The organism is Streptomyces sp. NPDC060002, assembly GCF_042737245.1.
GTDB lineage: Bacteria > Actinomycetota > Actinomycetes > Streptomycetales > Streptomycetaceae > Streptomyces.
In genome coordinates this window covers 31,536-47,087 of record NZ_JBHWUW010000051.1, presented here as the reverse complement: position 1 = coordinate 47,087, position 15,552 = coordinate 31,536, and the positions used below count along the sequence as shown (strand labels likewise).

Genomic DNA, 15,552 nt, shown 5'->3' with positions numbered 1-15,552 from the left:
CAGAGGCACCGGGAGTTCCGGAGCCCCTGGGAGGCCCTTCCGGACTCCCGGACTTCCAGGAGCTCCCTCGGATCCTCCCCGGAGGCCCCCGAAGCTCCTGGAAGTCCCTGGGAGCCCTGGGGGGCCGCTCGGAGCCACTTCGAGGCCATGCCGGGCTCCCCGGGTCACCGAGGCCCCCGGAAGCCGTCAGCGCCCCATCCAGCCCCTCCAGCCCACCGCCCCAGTCCTCTTTTCAGGAGACACCGTGAACGACTTCCCCGGCAGCGGCACCTACGCCCGCACCGAGGCCGAATACACCGGCCCTCGCGCCGAATCCCGCTACGTCATCCCGCGCTTCGTCGAGCGCACCTCCCAGGGCGTCCGCGAGTACGACCCGTACGCGAAGCTCTTCGAGGAGCGCGTGATCTTCCTGGGCGTGCAGATCGACGACGCCTCCGCCAACGACGTCATGGCGCAGCTGCTGTGCCTGGAGTCGATGGACCCCGACCGGGACATCTCGGTCTACATCAACAGCCCCGGCGGCTCCTTCACGGCGCTGACCGCGATCTACGACACGATGCAGTTCGTGAAGCCCGACATCCAGACGGTCTGCATGGGTCAGGCGGCCTCCGCCGCCGCGATCCTGCTGGCCGCCGGTACGCCGGGCAAGCGCATGGCGCTGCCGAACGCGCGTGTGCTGATCCACCAGCCCTACAGCGAGACCGGCCGCGGTCAGGTCTCCGACCTGGAGATCGCCGCCAACGAGATCCTCCGGATGCGTGCGCAGCTGGAGGACATGCTGGCCAAGCACTCGACCACGCCGATCGAGAAGATCCGCGAGGACATCGAGCGCGACAAGATCCTCACGGCCGAGGACGCCCTGGCGTACGGTCTGGTCGACCAGATCATTTCCACCCGCAAGCTGAACAACAACTCGCTCGTTTAGCGCACGGGGTCGTCCCGTTCGGGCCCCCCTCGGCACGGTGTGACACGGTCCACGTCACAGTGAACCGTGCCAAGGGGGGCCCGAACGGGGGGCCCGGCAAGGTACCGTCGGGATAAGGCAGCACCAGGAGCCGCTGGATTCGAAAGCGTCCAGTCGTCTCCCAGGCGAAGGGGAAGCACACCGTGGCACGCATCGGTGACGGCGGCGATCTGCTCAAGTGCTCGTTCTGCGGCAAGAGCCAGAAGCAGGTCAAGAAGCTCATCGCAGGGCCCGGTGTGTACATCTGCGACGAGTGCATCGACCTCTGCAACGAGATCATCGAGGAAGAGCTCGCGGAGACGAGCGAGGTCCGCTGGGAGGAACTCCCGAAGCCGCGCGAGATCTACGAGTTCCTCGAGGGGTACGTGGTGGGCCAGGAACCCGCCAAGAAGGCCCTGTCGGTCGCGGTGTACAACCACTACAAGCGCGTCCAGGCGGGTGAGAACGGCGGCGCCCAAGGCCGCGAGGACGCCATCGAGTTGGCGAAGTCCAACATCCTGCTGCTCGGCCCCACGGGATCGGGCAAGACGCTCCTGGCACAGACCCTGGCGCGCATGCTGAACGTCCCGTTCGCGATCGCCGACGCCACGGCGCTGACCGAGGCGGGCTACGTCGGCGAGGACGTCGAGAACATCCTGCTGAAGCTGATCCAGGCCGCGGACTACGACGTCAAGAAGGCCGAGACCGGGATCATCTACATCGATGAGATCGACAAGGTCGCGCGGAAGAGCGAGAACCCCTCCATCACCCGTGACGTGTCGGGCGAGGGCGTGCAGCAGGCCCTGCTGAAGATCCTGGAGGGCACCACCGCCTCGGTCCCGCCGCAGGGCGGCCGCAAGCACCCGCACCAGGAGTTCATCCAGATCGACACGACGAACGTGCTCTTCATCGTGGGCGGTGCCTTCTCGGGCCTGGAGAAGATCATCGAGACCCGGGCCGGCGCCAAGGGCATCGGCTTCGGCGCGACGATCCGCTCCAAGCGTGAGCTGGAGTCCAAGGACCAGTTCGAGGCCGTCATGCCGGAGGACCTGGTCAAGTTCGGCATGATCCCGGAGTTCATCGGCCGTCTCCCGGTCATCACCTCGGTCCACAACCTGGACCGCGAGGCGCTCCTCCAGATCCTCATCGAGCCGCGCAACGCGCTGGTGAAGCAGTACCAGCGGCTCTTCGAACTCGACGGTGTGGAGCTGGACTTCGAGCGGGAGGCCCTGGAGGCCATCGCCGACCAGGCCATCCTCCGCCAGACCGGCGCGCGCGGCCTGCGCGCCATCATGGAGGAAGTCCTCCAGGGGGTCATGTACGAGGTCCCGTCCCGCAAGGACGTGGCCCGCGTCGTCATCACGGCGGACGTGGTCCTCTCCAACGTGAACCCGACCCTGATCCCGCGCGACGCGCGCGGCGGCCGCGGCCCGGGCGAGCAGAAGACCGCCTGATCCACACCCGTACGACGAAGGGGCCCCGGTCGACCGACCGGGGCCCCTTCGTCGTTGGGTCGAGCGGTCCAGAGCGTCAGGCCTTGACGCGGATCTGGTCGCGCAGCTTGGTGGTGATGTCGATCGCCACGTCCTTGGTGATGCCCTTCGTCGCGTCACCCGGCGAGACCATGGCGATGGTGCTGTAGTCGGCCCAGGCGCAGAACCAGTCGGTCTTCTCCTGCTTGCTGACCGTGTCCGTGCCCTTGGCCGCCTGGCACTTCATGACCGCGCCGTCGAGGTCGGCCGCAACGGGCTCGCCGACCAGCTCGGTGTCGGCGCCGCTGCTGCTGGACTCGGAGGAGCTCTCCTCGGACGACTTCTTGAAGCCGGCGAAGAAGGTGTCGAGCGCCGTCTCGGGGTCGGCGATCGTGCCGTAGGCGCCGGCGTAGGTGATGCCCTTGGCCGTCGCGAGCTCGGACGCGTCGGGGACGGTGCTCGGGTCCTCGGGGTCGTACCCGCTCAGGTCCGCCGTCGAGTAGACGCCGATCACGGTCTTGCCGTCCTTGACGCCGCTCTTCTCCAGGTCCGCCGCCGTGTCGTCGCCCGCGGTCGCGCCGTCGTCGGAGGCCCGCGTGTACTCGGTGAGCACCTTCGTCGGTGTGGCCAGCTTGTGGGCGCCGTCGTCCTCCAGGCCGCCGGCGCCGCCGCCTCCGCCGATCACGAAGTACGCGCCCACGCCGATCGCGGCGACGACCGCGACCGCGCCGATGATGATGCCGGCCTTCTTTCCGCCGCCGCCCGGCGCCGGGGGCTGCGGGACGCCGTAGGGAGGCTGGCCGTAGGGCGGCTGCTGGCCGTAGGGAGGCGTCGGCTGCTGGCCGTACGGCGGCTGCGGCTGCTGGCCGTAGGGCGGGGTCTGCGGGGGGACGCCCTGCGGGGGCTGCTGCGGGTGGCCGTAGCCGGGCTGCGGGGCGGGAGGCTGCTGGGGGTAGCCGTAGCCGGGCTGGGGCGCCTGCGGCGGCTGACCGTACGGACCGGGCTGGCCGTACGGTCCGGGCTGCTGGGGCGGCCCGCCGTACGGGCCCGGCTGGTTGTGACTCATTTCTGGGTTCCCCTCCAGTGCTTATGTGATTTTCACATCCTGACCCAAAGCCAACACCGGTACGGCGGCGGGGCCCCCACCGTTACAGAGGAAACACGTTTCGGGACGGCGCCGTGACACCCCTAAACTGGGCGCGTGACCGAGAACGCTCAGCAGCAGCCATCAGCGCCCCACACCGAACTGCCGACCCAGTACGCGCCGGCCGACGTAGAGGGGCCGCTGTACGAGCGCTGGGTGGAGCGGGGCTACTTCGAGGCCGACGCGAAGAGCGAGAAGCCCCCGTACACCGTCGTCATCCCGCCGCCGAACGTCACGGGCAGCCTGCACCTCGGGCACGCCTTCGAGCACACCCTCATCGACGCCCTCACCCGCCGCAAGCGCATGCAGGGCCATGAGACGTTGTGGCAGCCCGGCATGGACCACGCCGGCATCGCCACGCAGAACGTCGTCGAGCGGGAGCTGGGCAAGGAGGGCAAGTCCCGGCACGACCTCGGCCGTGAGGCGTTCGTCGAGCGCGTCTGGCAGTGGAAGGGCGAGTCCGGCGGCCAGATCAGCGGCCAGATGCGCCGCCTGGGAGACGGCGTCGCGTGGTCGCGTGAGCGCTTCACCATGGACGAGGGTCTCTCGCAGGCCGTCCAGACCATCTTCAAGCGGCTCTACGACGACGAGCTGATCTACCGCGCCGAGCGCATCATCAACTGGTGTCCGCGCTGTCTCACCGCGATCTCCGACATCGAGGTCGAGTACCAGGACGACGACGGCGAGCTCGTCTCCATGAAGTACGGCGAGGGGGACGACACCATCGTCGTCGCCACGACCCGCGCCGAGACGATGCTCGGCGACACGGCCGTCGCCGTCCATCCCGACGACGAGCGCTACAAGCACCTGGTCGGCAAGGAGATCCGCCTTCCGCTGACCGAGCGCTCCATCCCGGTCGTCGCGGACACGCACGTCGACCCGGAGTTCGGCACCGGCGCGGTCAAGGTGACCCCGGCCCACGACCCGAACGACTTCGAGATCGGTCAGCGCCACGACCTGCCGTCCCTCACCATCATGGACGAGCACGCCGTCATCACGGCCCACGGCCCCTTCCAGGGCCTGGACCGGCTCGAGGCCCGCTCCGCCATCGTCGCCGCCCTGCGCGCCGAGGGCCGGATCGTCGCCGAGAAGCGGCCCTACAGCCACTCCGTCGGACACTGCTCGCGCTGCAAGACCACCATCGAGCCGCGCCTTTCCATGCAGTGGTGGGTCAAGGTCGGCCCGCTGGCGAAGGCGGCCGGTGACGCCGTCCGCGACGGCCGCGTCAAGATCCACCCCCAGGAGATGGAGAAGCGCTACTTCGACTGGGTCGACAACCTCCACGACTGGTGCATCTCGCGGCAGTTGTGGTGGGGTCACCGGATCCCGGTCTGGTATGGGCCGAACGGCGAGATCGTCTGCGTCGGTCCCGACGACGAGGCGCCGACCGGCGAGGGCTGGCGTCAGGACACCGACGTCCTCGACACCTGGTTCTCCTCCGGCCTGTGGCCGTTCTCCACGCTCGGCTGGCCCGAACAGACCGAGTCGCTCGCGAAGTTCTACCCGAACTCGGTCCTGGTCACCGGCTACGACATCCTCTTCTTCTGGGTCGCCCGGATGATGATGTTCGGCCTGTACGCGATGGACGGCACCCCGCCGTTCCACACCATCGCCCTGCACGGCATGGTCCGCGACCAGTTCGGCAAGAAGATGTCGAAGTCCTTCGGGAACGCGGTCAACCCGCTGGACTGGATGGACAAGTACGGCTCCGACGCGCTCCGGTTCACCCTGGCCCGAGGCGCCAACCCCGGGGTCGACGTCCCGATCGGCGAGGACTGGGTCCAGGGCTCCCGCAACTTCGCCAACAAGATCTGGAACGCGACCCGCTTCGCGCTGATGAACGGCGCCACGGTCGACGGGCCGCTGCCGGACGCCTCGAAGATGTCGGCGACCGACCGCTGGATCCTCTCCCGGCTCAACTCCGTCGTCGCCGAAGTGGACGCGCTCTACGAGGACTTCCAGTTCGCGAAGCTCTCCGACGCGCTGTTCCACTTCGCCTGGGACGAGGTCTTCGACTGGTACGTCGAGCTGTCCAAGACGACGTTCATGGCCGGCGGCGACGCCGCGAAGGTCTCCGGCCGCGTCCTCGGTGAGGTCCTCGACGTCACCCTCAAGCTGCTGCACCCGGTGGTCCCGTTCGTCACGGAGACGCTGTGGACCACGCTCACCGGTGGCGAGTCCCTCGTCATCGCCGAGTGGCCCGAGGCTGTGTCCGTTCCCGGTGCCGACGCACCGGGCGGCTTCCGGGACACGGTCGCCGAGCAGGAGATCCGGAGCCTCCAGTCCGTGATCACCGAGGTCCGCCGCTTCCGCGCCGACCAGGGCCTCCAGCCCGGCCAGCGGGTCCCGGCCCGGCTGACGCTCGACGGCACGGCGCTGGCGCCGCACGAGACCGCCATCCGCCAGCTCCTCCGTCTCCAGCCGGAGGGCGACGCCTTCTCGGCGACGGCGACTCTGCCGGTCGCGGGCGCCACGGTCGCGCTGGACCTGTCCGGCACGATCGACGTGGTCGCGGAGCGCAAGCGCCTGGCCAAGGACCTCGCGGCCGCCGAGAAGGAGAAGGCCCAGGCCGACGCCAAGCTCGGCAACGAGGCGTTCCTGGCGAAGGCCCCGGACAACGTGGTCGAGAAGATCCGCGGCCGCCTCACCAAGGCGGACGAGGACATCGCCCGCATCCGCACCCAGCTGGAACGCCTGCCGCAGGCGTAGGCACCGTAAGGCGCCATGACGAAGAAGGCCCCAGGGACCGGTACGGTTCCGGGGGCCTTCGCCTACGTCTGTCACCGGCCGTCCGTAGACTGGCCCCGTGAGCGAGCTCCCCCCGAACGGCAACCAAGACGACCTGCCCGACCCCCTCGATCCCTTCGACGAGATCATCGCGGAGGAGACCGACCGCGACCCCGATCTCGCGGTCATCGAAGCCGGCAGCCGTACCCTCCGCACCCAGGGCGGCGCGCCGCAGGCCGATGTGCCCACGCGCCCCGGGGACCCCGAGGTCGACAAGGCCCTGCGCGAGGTCGAGGCGGAGCTGGCCACCCGCTGGGGCGAGACCAAGCTGGAGCCCTCGGTCGACCGCATCGCCGCGCTGATGGACGTGCTGGGGGACCCGCAGCGGTCGTACCCCTCGATCCACATCACCGGGACCAACGGCAAGACCTCCACCGCCCGCATGGTCGAGGCCCTGCTGAACGGCTTCGACCTGCGCACGGGCCGGTACACCTCCCCGCACGTCCAGTCGATCACCGAGCGGATCAGCCTGGACGGCGCGCCGATCTCCGCCGAGCGGTTCATCGAGACGTACGAGGACATCAAGGCGTACGTCGAGATGGTCGACGGCATGCAGGAGTACCGGCTGTCCTTCTTCGAGGTGCTCACCGGCATGGCGTACGCCGCCTTCTCGGACGCCCCGGTCGACGTCGCCGTCGTGGAGGTGGGGATGGGCGGCTCGTGGGACGCGACCAACGTGATCGACGGTGACGTCGCCGTCGTCACGCCCATCGACCTGGACCACACCGACCGGCTCGGGGAGACGACCGCCGAGATCGCCGCCGAGAAGGGCGGGATCATCAAGCAGGACGCGACCGTCATCCTGGCCCAGCAGCCCGTCGACGCGGCCCAGGTGCTGCTGAAGAAGGCCGTCGAGGTCGACGCGACCGTGGCCCGCGAAGGGCTGGAGTTCGGGGTCGTCGCCCGCCAGGTCGCCGTCGGCGGACAGATGGTCACCCTGCGTGGCCTGGGCGGCGAGTACCCCGAGGTGTACCTGCCCCTGCACGGTCCCTACCAGGCGCACAACGCGGCCGTCGCGCTCGCCGCCGTCGAGGCGTTCTTCGGCGTCGGCTCGCAGCGTCCCGAGCCGCTCGACATCGACACGGTCCGCAAGGCCTTCGCGGCCGTCTCCTCGCCGGGCCGTCTCGAAGTCGTACGACGTTCCCCGACCGTGGTCCTCGACGCCGCCCACAACCCGGCCGGCGCCCGCGCCACCGCCGAGGCCGTCGGCGAGGCCTTCGACTTCAGCCGGCTGATCGGTGTGGTCGGGGCCAGCGGCGACAAGAACGTGCGAGGGCTCCTGGAGGCCTTCGAGCCGATCTTCGCGGAGGTCGTCGTCACCCAGAACTCCAGCCACCGCGCGATGGACGCCGACGAGTTGGCCGCTATCGCCGTCGAGGTGTTCGGCGACGACCGCGTCCAGGTAGAGCCGAGGCTGCCCGACGCTCTGGAGGCGGCGGTCACGCTCGCCGAGGAGGAGGGCGAGTTCGCGGGCGGCGCGGTGCTGGTCACCGGTTCCGTCATCACGGTCGGCGAGGCCCGGCTGCTCCTCCTCGGAAAGGGCTGAGGTCCCCCACCATGCGTACGCTCTGCTCCTCGACCCTGATCGGCGAGTTCTTCGTCATCGGCTTCGCCGGTCTGGTCGCCATGAAGGACGCCGACCTGTCCACCGCCACGGTGTGGACGGTGTGCGGCATCGCCATGTTCCTCAGCGTGCTGCTGTGCGGCATGGTCACCCGGCCCGGGGGCGTCGCCCTCGGCTGGGCGCTTCAGATCGCCCTCGTCGCCTCCGGCTTCTTCGTTCCGATCATGTTCTTCCTGGGGGTGCTCTTCGGAGCCCTGTGGTGGGCGTCCGTGCACTTCGGGCGGAAGGTCGACGAGGCGAAGGCGCGCTTCGCGGCCCAGGCCGCCGCAGGCTCTCCGGATACCGCTGACGCTGCGTAACAGGTGGCAGGACATGCCCTGTAACCTCATCCCACCGCACACACCGGCAGTAGAAACACACCGGCAGTAGAAGGAGTCACCTCGTGAGCCAGCGCACCCTCGTCCTGCTCAAGCCCGACGCCGTCCGTCGTGGCCTGACCGGCGAGATCATCAGCCGTATCGAGCGCAAGGCCGGCTGGCAGATCACCGCGCTGGAACTGCGGACCCTGGATCAGGACACGCTGGAGCAGCACTACGGCGAGCACAAGGGCAAGCCCTTCTACGAGCCGCTGGTGGAGTTCATGGCCTCCGGTCCGGTCGTCGCGCTGATCGTCGAGGGCGACCGGGTCATCGAGGGTGTGCGCGGCCTCGCGGGTCCGACCGACCCGATCGCCGCGACCCCCGGTTCCATCCGCGGCGACTACGGTGTGATCGTCCGCGAGAACCTGATCCACGCCTCCGACTCCGAGGAGTCCGCCGAGCGCGAGGTGAAGATCTTCTTCCCCGGCCGAGTCTGATCCGACGGCGGCCGGAGCGGCTGTAGCGGGCGATCGAGGGAACGTGAGCCCCCGAACGCCCGTCTCCAGAAGCGAACCCTCACAGCATCTGCAAACAATGGCGGAGACCGCTCCGCAGTGTTCGTGCAGGCGCGTTTACGATGGAAGCCTTCACGTCACAGCACCCACCTCGCCGACCTGATAAGCCCTCAAAGCTCATGGAAGGCCAGTCGAATCCTGATGGGGAACTCAATGTCGTTCATCGGCCGTGACATGGCTGTCGACCTCGGGACCGCCAACACGCTGGTGTACGTCAGGGGTCGCGGGATCGTACTCAACGAGCCGTCCGTCGTCGCGATCAACACCAACACCGGTGGCATCCTCGCGGTCGGCTCGGAAGCGAAGAAGATGATCGGGCGCACGCCCGGCAACATCGTTGCCGTGCGTCCGCTGAAGGACGGCGTGATCGCCGACTTCGAGATCACCGAGCGGATGCTCCGCTACTTCATCCTGAAGATCCACAAGCGGCGGTACCTGGCTCGTCCGCGGGTCGTCGTCTGTGTGCCCTCGGGCATCACGGGCGTCGAGCGCCGCGCCGTCATCGAGGCGTCGACCCAGGCCGGCGCCCGTCAGGTGCACATCATCGAGGAGCCGATGGCCGCGGCCATCGGCTCCGGCCTGCCGGTCCACGAGGCCACCGGCAACATGGTGGTGGACATCGGCGGCGGCACCACGGAGGTCGCGGTCATCTCCCTCGGCGGCATCGTCACCGCCCAGTCCATCCGCGTCGCGGGCGACGAGCTGGACAGCTCGATCATCCAGCACATCAAGAAGGAGTACTCGCTCCTCCTCGGTGAGCGATCGGCTGAGCAGATCAAGATCACGATCGGTTCCGCGTATGACCTCGACGACGACCAGCACACCGAAATCCGTGGCCGGGACCTCGTCTCCGGACTGCCCAAGACCGTGGTCATCTCGGCCGCCGAAGTGCGCAAGGCGATCGAGGAGCCGGTCAACGCGATCGTCGACGCGGTGAAGACCACGCTCGACAAGTGCCCGCCGGAGCTGTCCGGCGACATCATGGACCGCGGGATCGTCCTTACCGGCGGCGGAGCCCTGCTGCGTGGTCTGGACGAGCGGCTGCGCCGGGAAACCGGCATGCCCATCCACATCGCCGAGGACCCGCTGGACAGCGTGGCGCTCGGCGCCGGGAAGTGCGTGGAGGAGTTCGAGGCGCTCCAGCAGGTCCTGGACGCCGCGCCCCGCAGATGACGTAACGCTTCGATTCCGCCGTACGGGATGATCTCCTCTCGTGCGGCGGATCGTTGATATCCAGGCATAAGCTCCCACAAAGCGCCCTTGGTCATCCTGGCCCGGGGCTACCCCCGATTCCTGATCCTGATTCCTGATTCCTGATTCCTGTTCTTGGTTTTTTCTCGAGGAAGGGCACGGCCGCCGCACGTGAGGGACACACGAGAGAGTCGGCTGCTCCTGGTGCTGCTGATCGCCGTAGCGTTCGCGCTGATCACGGTGGATATCCGGGGTGGGGAGGATTCCCCGGTCGACGGTGCCCGGCAGGCCGCGGCCGCGGCCTTCGGCCCGATCGAGAACGGCGTGGCGTCGGCGGTGGATCCCGTCGGCAACGCCGTCTCCGCCGTCCGGGACTCCGGTGAACGCCATGACCGGCTCACCGGTCTGGAGAAGGAGAACGCGGCTCTCAAGGCGAAACTCGGCAGCGACGACCGCAACCGCAGCCGGCTGGCGCAGCTCGACAAGATGCTGAAGATCGCCGGCACGGGCCAGTACGGCATCAAGGGCGCGGAGGTCATCGCGATAGGAGCGGCCCAGGGCTTCTCCTGGACCATCACCATCGACGTCGGCGCGAACGACGGCGTCAAGCGCGACATGACGGTCCTCAACGGGGACGGTCTGGTCGGGCGGGTCACCACCGTCGGGCCCGACACCGCGACCGTGCTCCTGGCCAGCGACCCCGACTTCACCGTCGGCGCCCGGATGGAGGCGTCCGACGAGCTCGGCTTCGCCTCCGGGCAGGGCGACCGGCCGCTGCGCGTCGAACTCCTCAACGGCAAGGCCGAGGTGAAGAAGGGCGACCGGCTGGTCACCTTCGGCTCGCAGGCCGACAAGCCCTTCGTGCCCGGCGTCCCCGTCGGCGTCGTCTCCCGCGTCGACCCCTCCGGCGGCGACCTCACCCGCACCCTCTACGTCACGCCGTACGTCAGCTTCACCAAGCTCGACATCGTGGGCGTGGTCGTCGAGGCTCCGAAGAAGGACCCGCGCGACACCGTGCTCCCCTCGAAGCCCAAGCCGGTCCCCACGCCGACGGTGACCGTCACGGTCACTCCGAACGCGAACGCACCCGTAGACGGCCAGCAGCAGTAGGAGCTGACAACCCCATGCGCGTCAACCGGATCCTGCTCTCCGTCCCGCTGGTCGTCGTCGCCCTGGTGATCCAGGTGAGCGTCCTCGCCCGCCTCCACCTCCCGGGCGCCGTCCCCGACCTCCTGCTGCTCACCGTGCTGGGCCTCGCCATGGTCTACGGCCATGTCGGCGGCGCCCTCATCGGCTTCGGCGCCGGTCTGCTCGCCGACCTCGCGCCGCCCGCCGACCACGCCGCCGGGCGTTATGCACTCGTGCTGTGCGTGATCGGCTACCTCGCCGGGCTCATCAAGCCGGAGAGCGGGCAGATCAAGTCGGCCACCGGCCCGATGGTCGTGGTCGTCGGCGCCGCGATCGGCTCCACCCTGCTGTACGCCGGGGTGGGCGCCCTCGTCGGCGACACCGCCGCCCGCCATGTCGGCCTCACCGGCCTGCTGTTCACGGCCGGACTGTACGACCTGCTGCTGGCCCCGTTCGTCGTCCCCGCGGTCATGTTCCTGGCACGACGCGCCGACAACGACCCCCTCGCGGAGACCAACTCCGCCGCCAAGGGCCCGGACATCTCCTCCGGCTGGCGCTCCTCCGGGACGGGTCTCAGGATCGGCGGGCAGCGCAACGGGCTGAAGCTGAAGGCGGCCCGCTCACGCGGGGCGCGCGCCGGTCGTATCAAGGGGGTCAAGCGGCTGTGAACGCGGGCGAGTTCACCCGAATGTCCACCCGATGGCTCGCCCGTAGGTTCCCCCGTAGGTTCACCCGAACGGGGAAGTTCTGGCGGAACGTGGCCTCACAGGCCCGTCGTTCATCCTTCGTACGCACACCTGTCCGCGTGCACACGTCCGCGTACTGAGAGGGGGAGGCACCGCAGTGACCAACATTCCCGAGACCGGTCGGACCCCACGGGTCCAGATCAGGCTCGTCGTGATCCAGATCCTCGTCCTCTCCCTGCTCGGCACCCTCGGCGGCCGCCTGTGGTACCTGCAGATCCGGGAGGGCGCGGAGTACGCCAAGGAGGCCTCCGGCAACCACGTCCAGCAGGTCGTCGAGCCCGCCGTGCGCGGCTCGATCCTGGACGCGCGCGGGGTGGCCCTCGCCGACAACGAGACACGGCTCGTGGTCTCCGCCTCCCGCACCGACCTGCTGAAGCAGAAGGACGACGGCAAGGCGGTCCTGGCCAAGCTCGCGGGCGTCCTCGGCATGAGCGCCGAGGAGGTGGAGCAGAAGGTCCGGCTGTGCGACGCGAAGACGCCCCAGCCCTGCTGGAACGGCTCGCCCTACCAGCCGATCCCGATCACCGACGAGGCCACCGCCAAGCAGGCTCTCCAGATCCGCGAGCGCGCCGAGGACTTCCCCGGCATCACCGCCGAGCCCGAGGCCGTGCGCCGTTACGCGGCCCCCGGCAACGCCAACACCGCCCAGGTACTCGGCTATCTCTCCCCGGTGACGGACGACGAGCTCACCAAGGCCCAGGACACCGACTCGCCCTACCTGCGCTCCGACCAGGTCGGCCGCAGCGGCCTGGAGCGCCAGTACGACAAGGAACTGCGCGGCAAGGCCGGCGTCACCCGCTACGAGGTGGACAACCTCGGCCGTGTCATCGGCCAGGCCGAGGCGGACGCGGCCCAGCCCGGCTCCAACCTCGTCACCAGCATCGACGCCCGCGTCCAGCGGGTCGCCGAGTACGAACTGAACAACGCGATGAAGATCGCCCGCACCCAGTTCGACAAGATCACCGGCGAGAACTACAAGGCCGACTCCGGAGCGGTCGTGGTGATGGAGGCCAAGACGGGCCGTGTCGTCGCGATGGCGTCCGCACCGGCCTACGACCCCAACGTCTGGGTCGGCGGCATCTCCGCCAAGGACTACAAGAAGCTCACCGGTAAGAACTCCGACTACCCGCTGCTGAACCGGGCCATACAGGGTCAGTCCGCGCCCGGTTCGACCTTCAAGGTGGTCTCCACGGCCGCCGCGGTCGAGGCGGGCTACGAGTGGGACGGCGGCTACCCGTGCACCAGCTCGTACTCGGTGGGCGGCCAGGTCTTCAAGAACTTCGAGGGGGAGAGCTTCGGCCCCATCTCGCTCGGCCGGGCCCTGGAGGTCTCCTGCGACACCGTCTTCTACGGCCTCGCGGACCGGGAGTGGAAGAAGGACGGCGGCATCAACCCGGCGAAGGGTGAGCCCAAGGACTACTTCTACAAGGCCGCCCACCAGTTCGGTCTCGGCAAGGAGACCGGCATCGACCTGCCCAACGAGGTCACCGGCCGCGTCCCGGACCGCCAGTGGAAGGAGTCCTACTGGAAGGCCAACAAGGACTCCTGGTGCAAGTACGGCAAGAAGAACGGCAGTTACGTCGAGATGATCGCGTACGAGAACTGCCTCGAGGGCAACAAGATGCGCGAGGGTGACTCGATCAACTACTCCATCGGTCAGGGCGACACCCTCGTCACCCCGATCCAGGAGGCCGTGATCTACGGGGCGCTCGCCAACGGCGGCACGATGTACACCCCGACCATCGGCAAGGCGATCGTCAGCGCCGACGGCAAGACCGTCCAGGAGATCAAGCCCAAGGTCCAGGGCAAGCTGCCGGTCGACAAGGCGACGGTCAAGGGCATGGACGCCGCGCTGGAGGGCGTGGTCACGCGCGGTACCGCCGCCTGGAAGTTCGGCGGCTGGCCGCAGGCGGAGATCCCGCTGCACGCCAAGACCGGTACCGCGGAGGTCTACGGCAAGCAGACGACGTCCTGGCTCGCCACGTACAGCAAGGACTACACGGTCGTGATGACGATCGCTCAGGCCGGTACCGGCTCGGGCGCCTCCGGTGAGGCCGTGCGGCACATCTACAACGCGATGTACGGCGTCGCCGACGACGGCAAGATCGACAAGAAGAACGCCCTGCTGCCCACCCCGCAGACCAGCCTGCCGAAGGTCCAGGCGGACGGCACGATCAAGGCCCCGAAGGTCTCCAAGGACCCGGCGAAGGAGCAGCGCGTCAGCCAGGAGGGCGCGCCGGAGCCGGACGAGACGCAGTCGGCGGCCACCGTGCAGCAGAACACGAGCACCAACCGAGACACCCGCAGGCGACGGCGGAAGAGGGGAAGCCGGAGGATGTGCACATGAGCGGCGCGAATGGTTTCTCCGTCTCCGGATACGGGCCCGCGCGGGCCGGCTGGACCCGGGTCCTCGCCCGTGACTCGCTGGCCCGGCGGCTGGACTGGCCGATACTGATGTCGGCGGTCGCCCTGTCGCTGATCGGCTCGCTCCTGGTCTACTCGGCGACCCGCAACCGCACCGAGATCAACCAGGGCGACCCGTACTACTTCCTCGTCCGGCACCTGATGAACACCGGCATCGGCATCTGCCTGATGATCGGCACGATCTGGCTCGGCCACCGCACCCTGCGCAACGCGGTACCGGTCCTCTACGGCCTCTCGCTCATGGGGATCCTCGCGGTGCTGACGCCGCTGGGTTCGACGGTCAACGGCGCGCACTCCTGGATCGTGGTCGGCGGCGGCTTCTCGCTCCAGCCCTCGGAGTTCGTGAAGATCACGATCATCCTGGGCATGGCGATGCTGCTCGCGGCCCGGGTCGACGCCGGCGACAAGCTCTACCCCGACCACCGCACGGTGCTGCAGTCCCTCGGGCTCGCGGCCATCCCCATGCTGATCGTGATGCTGATGCCCGACCTCGGGTCGGTCATGGTCATGGTGATGATCGTGCTGGGCGTGCTGCTGGCCTCCGGCGCCTCCAACCGCTGGGTCTTCGGACTGCTCGGCGCGGGCGCGGCCGGCACGATCGCCGTCTGGCAGCTGCACATCCTGGACGAGTACCAGATCGCCCGCTTCGCCGCCTTCGCCAACCCCAGCCTCGACCCCGCGGGCGTCGGCTACAACACCAACCAGGCGCGGATCGCGATCGGCTCCGGCGGCCTCACCGGCGCCGGGCTGTTCCACGGCTCACAGACCACGGGCCAGTTCGTCCCGGAACAGCAGACGGACTTCGTCTTCACCGTCGCGGGCGAGGAGCTGGGCTTCATGGGCGCGGGCCTGATCATCGTTCTGCTCGGTGTGGTTCTCTGGCGTGCCAGCCGCATAGCTCGCGAGACGACGGAGCTGTACGGAACGATCGTCGCCGCGGGCATCGTGGCCTGGTTCGCCTTCCAGTCCTTCGAGAACATCGGGATGACCCTGGGGATCATGCCGGTGACGGGTCTGCCGCTGCCGTTCGTCTCCTACGGCGGCACGTCGATGTTCGCGGTCTGGGTGGCGGTGGGGTTGCTCCAGTCCATCCGGGTGCAGCGGCCCATGTCGGCTTAGGAGGCGCGAGAAGGCGCCAGACCTTCTGTTTTCCCCTGGTCGGGTCGTGATTCGGGTCTCGTGCGCACTGCCGTTCGGGCCCGACTCCGACTAGGTTCGA

Annotated in this window: 12 protein-coding genes; 11 read left to right on the top strand and 1 reads right to left on the bottom strand. The window is 68.8% G+C overall.

The window, feature by feature from the left end; all coding sequences use genetic code 11:
- Positions 1-244: 244 nt before the first annotated feature.
- Both ACFWBD_RS32815 and clpX read left to right on the top strand, forming a co-directional pair.
- Positions 245-925: an ATP-dependent Clp protease proteolytic subunit gene (locus tag ACFWBD_RS32815; RefSeq protein ID WP_385674917.1), complete on the top strand. Its 681-nt coding sequence runs from the start codon at positions 245-247 to the stop codon at positions 923-925.
- 182 nt (positions 926-1,107) lie between these two features.
- Positions 1,108-2,397 (top strand): ATP-dependent Clp protease ATP-binding subunit ClpX, encoded by a 1,290-nt coding sequence (clpX, locus tag ACFWBD_RS32810; RefSeq protein ID WP_351754030.1) that lies wholly within the window; start codon positions 1,108-1,110, stop codon positions 2,395-2,397.
- A 76-nt stretch (positions 2,398-2,473) separates the two neighbouring features.
- Here clpX and ACFWBD_RS32805 read toward each other — a convergent pair whose 3' ends face one another.
- A complete protein-coding gene (locus ACFWBD_RS32805; protein ID WP_385674914.1) occupies positions 2,474-3,481 on the bottom strand; it encodes a hypothetical protein in 1,008 nt (335 codons plus the stop codon).
- Between the two features lie 135 nt (positions 3,482-3,616).
- Here ACFWBD_RS32805 and ACFWBD_RS32800 point away from each other — a divergent pair, with 135 nt between their 5' ends.
- The 9 genes from ACFWBD_RS32800 (at position 3,617) to rodA (ending at position 15,452) form a co-directional block, all read left to right on the top strand.
- Positions 3,617-6,268 (top strand): valine--tRNA ligase, encoded by a 2,652-nt coding sequence (locus ACFWBD_RS32800; protein WP_385674911.1) that lies wholly within the window; start codon positions 3,617-3,619, stop codon positions 6,266-6,268.
- A 97-nt stretch (positions 6,269-6,365) separates the two neighbouring features.
- Positions 6,366-7,892: a bifunctional folylpolyglutamate synthase/dihydrofolate synthase gene (locus ACFWBD_RS32795; protein ID WP_385674908.1), complete on the top strand. Its 1,527-nt coding sequence runs from the start codon at positions 6,366-6,368 to the stop codon at positions 7,890-7,892.
- A gap of 11 nt (positions 7,893-7,903) precedes the next feature.
- Positions 7,904-8,269 carry a DUF4233 domain-containing protein gene (locus ACFWBD_RS32790; protein WP_171397247.1) on the top strand — a complete coding sequence of 122 codons (366 nt, stop codon included), beginning with the start codon at positions 7,904-7,906 and terminating at the stop codon, positions 8,267-8,269.
- An 83-nt stretch (positions 8,270-8,352) separates the two neighbouring features.
- On the top strand, positions 8,353-8,766 hold the full coding sequence (gene ndk / locus ACFWBD_RS32785) for a nucleoside-diphosphate kinase (protein WP_385674905.1): 414 nt from the start codon (positions 8,353-8,355) through the stop codon (positions 8,764-8,766).
- A 231-nt stretch (positions 8,767-8,997) separates the two neighbouring features.
- Positions 8,998-10,017, top strand: a complete 1,020-nt coding sequence (locus tag ACFWBD_RS32780) for a rod shape-determining protein (protein WP_385674902.1) — start codon at positions 8,998-9,000, stop codon at positions 10,015-10,017.
- Positions 10,018-10,206: 189 nt separating this feature from the next.
- Positions 10,207-11,145, top strand: a complete 939-nt coding sequence (mreC, locus tag ACFWBD_RS32775) for a rod shape-determining protein MreC (RefSeq protein ID WP_385674899.1) — start codon at positions 10,207-10,209, stop codon at positions 11,143-11,145.
- Between the two features lie 14 nt (positions 11,146-11,159).
- Positions 11,160-11,831, top strand: a complete 672-nt coding sequence (gene mreD, locus ACFWBD_RS32770; RefSeq protein ID WP_385674896.1) for a rod shape-determining protein MreD — start codon at positions 11,160-11,162, stop codon at positions 11,829-11,831.
- 175 nt (positions 11,832-12,006) lie between these two features.
- Positions 12,007-14,256 carry a penicillin-binding protein 2 gene (mrdA, locus tag ACFWBD_RS32765; RefSeq protein ID WP_385674893.1) on the top strand — a complete coding sequence of 750 codons (2,250 nt, stop codon included), beginning with the start codon at positions 12,007-12,009 and terminating at the stop codon, positions 14,254-14,256.
- Positions 14,253-15,452: a rod shape-determining protein RodA gene (gene rodA / locus ACFWBD_RS32760; protein WP_385674890.1), complete on the top strand. Its 1,200-nt coding sequence runs from the start codon at positions 14,253-14,255 to the stop codon at positions 15,450-15,452. The genes mrdA and rodA overlap by 4 nt, the downstream gene beginning before the upstream one ends.
- Positions 15,453-15,552 lie beyond the last annotated feature (100 nt).

What these genes read in the sequence shown, in the direction of transcription:
- ACFWBD_RS32790 (WP_171397247.1), top strand. Translation starts at nt 7,904, where the DNA reads ATGCGTACGCTCTGCTCCTCGACCCTGATCGGCGAGTTCTTCGTCATC.
- mreD (WP_385674896.1), top strand. Translation starts at nt 11,160, where the DNA reads ATGCGCGTCAACCGGATCCTGCTCTCCGTCCCGCTGGTCGTCGTCGCC.
- rodA (WP_385674890.1), top strand. Translation starts at nt 14,253, where the DNA reads ATGAGCGGCGCGAATGGTTTCTCCGTCTCCGGATACGGGCCCGCGCGG.
- ACFWBD_RS32780 (WP_385674902.1), top strand. Translation starts at nt 8,998, where the DNA reads ATGTCGTTCATCGGCCGTGACATGGCTGTCGACCTCGGGACCGCCAAC.
- ACFWBD_RS32805 (WP_385674914.1), bottom strand. Translation starts at nt 3,481, where the DNA reads ATGAGTCACAACCAGCCGGGCCCGTACGGCGGGCCGCCCCAGCAGCCC.